Annotated in this window: 1 protein-coding gene; it reads right to left on the minus strand. The window is 57.4% G+C overall.

Annotated elements, in window-relative coordinates; genetic code table 11:
- Positions 1-284: 284 nt before the first annotated feature.
- A complete protein-coding gene (locus EVC45_RS44275; RefSeq protein WP_129964320.1) occupies positions 285-1,742 on the minus strand; it encodes an FAD/NAD(P)-binding protein in 1,458 nt (485 codons plus the stop codon).
- Positions 1,743-2,078 lie beyond the last annotated feature (336 nt).

Below are 2,078 nucleotides of genomic sequence, written 5' to 3' on the forward strand. Positions count from 1 at the left end.
GCCGTCCTGTTCAATCGATAAGGTATCCAAATCTATAAAGATTATTTCGACCACGCTACCTATTTGCACCGGAGCCCTCGCGCGCGCGCCCGCACATCTCGCCACTGACATCGACGACTTGCTGCCTCACCGATGGAGATCTTCCGCCAGCGCTCTATAGATTCCGCGCGCGCTGGGCAAGGTGACTTCACTGGCTGCTTGCATCGCAAGACAGGCGTCGATATCGGAACCAGAACCGGAGCGTGTGCTTGCATCCACGCCCCTGTCAGGCAACGCGTTCGCGTTTAACGTGCAGAAAACTGCCGCCTTATGATCTCCGTCATCCGCTCGATATGCGTTAGCAATTCGGGCACCGCCGTCGCCTCCCAAAAGCGTCTTCTAAGCGCGGGGCCAATATAAAAGAGCGATGGATTGCTACAGCCATTGACTCGAACCACGCGGTAAGACTCATCAACACACAACCCCGCCCAGTCAAATTGGGCAATCCCGTCGCGCCGTAACTGATCAAAAAGATAATCGCACGCGTGCGCTATAGGCCGGTGGATAGAGGCGGAGCAATCTGCATGCAGTTCTGTATCTGACGACGTAGCTCGACGAGCGTGAGCCATTCCGACACCGGTGCAATTCACGAAATACGATGCGCGCACAACGCGCGAGCCCGTTGTTGCGCGCGGGCGAATAGCAAGCAGCAGCCCGTCGCCATGTGCGCTGATTGTCTCGATTCGCCCCCCCATAAGCGAGAGACGTCCACTCATCGTGAGTGACGCGACAAGCGCTGCCGTGGAAGCTGGCTGTCGGTGACGATGTGTGTCCCAGTAGGGCGCAATATGGCGCACGAAAGCGCGCCGGTCGGCCTCAGACCAGTTTGACCAGATCTGCGGTACCGCAGGACGCAGGCTATCAATCACCTCACGCCAGTCACCGCCCCTCGCGCGATGTTCAGCAATGACTTTGCGTACGACGGTGATGCAATGCCTGGGGCCGGCAGTCAGTTGATCGAGAAGCGCCCGCCGCGCTTGTGGCTGAAGTTTCGGCGGTGACTGGCAGTGGTGTTGGGGCAACAAACCACGGCGGGACATAAGCGTGAAGCGCAACTTTTCGCTACGCCGGTGCAGCGCGTAAACAATGTCGAGTGCCGTCAGACCGGACCCGCACATGAAGAAATGACTGTCATCCGGCACGGCCCGCAGTTTAACTGCGTCCCAGGGATTCGCGAGGAAACGTTGATCGAGTGAAGCGCCACCGGTCGCTGCTACAGTGATGGAGCGGCGACCATCGCTGTGCCCGGTCGCAAGGACGACCTGATCGGCAGAAATCTCCACACCCGTGTGCAAACGAACCTTCGTTCGGCCATCCTTTACGGGCTCCAGCGCGACGGCGTATCCGTCATGTTGAGAAAACTGATGCTTCCCGGAGTTTACGACGGCTTTTTTTAGCACATGCGCAAGATAATCACCGTACCAGGCGCGTGGCAGGAAATCATCGGGTTCCGCAGACCGGCCTCGCAGTCGGCAATAATCGACAAAGCCGTTGCCGTTGTCCCGCTCAACACTGAGGGCCCGTGCGGGGGCGTTCAGGAGCCAGCCCTCTTCGTCCGACCGATAAGCAATACCGCGCGCAACGCTATAGCTGTCATCGACCAGCGCGATCGACAGGGGCTTTGCGCTTTGATCCGATAGTAGCCATGTGGCCGTCATCGTGCCGCAAAAGCCCGCGCCCACTATCACGATCGATACAGTCATTGCCACGGCTCCGATGGTTGTTCGTATCCGCTCCCGCGGAAAATTTGATTTTGACGTTCAGTTGGATATTCGCTCCGATAGCGTCACTTGCATCGGGGCACGTCAGAAAAGTTCTCTTTCCGGCGCGGATATTCGGAAGCTGTGCCGCGCGTCGCAGGAAGCGACTATGCGGTATCTCGCCTCAAGCTACAAAATCGATTGTTTGGATAACACTGATTCGCATCGCAAATGAACATGAGCGAACGACAGGTAAGTGTTCAGGCAAAACGGATTTCAAATTCCGAACCATAGCCGCCGAGCAGTTTGGCGATCTCTGTATCGATCGTTTCCTTCGTC

It is taken from the genome of Paraburkholderia sp. UYCP14C (genome assembly GCF_004197395.1).
Classification (GTDB): Bacteria; Pseudomonadota; Gammaproteobacteria; order Burkholderiales; family Burkholderiaceae; genus Paraburkholderia.

Excerpts from the sequence above, each read along its gene's own strand:
- EVC45_RS44275 (WP_129964320.1), bottom strand. The coding sequence starts at position 1,742 with ATGACTGTATCGATCGTGATAGTGGGCGCGGGCTTTTGCGGCACGATG.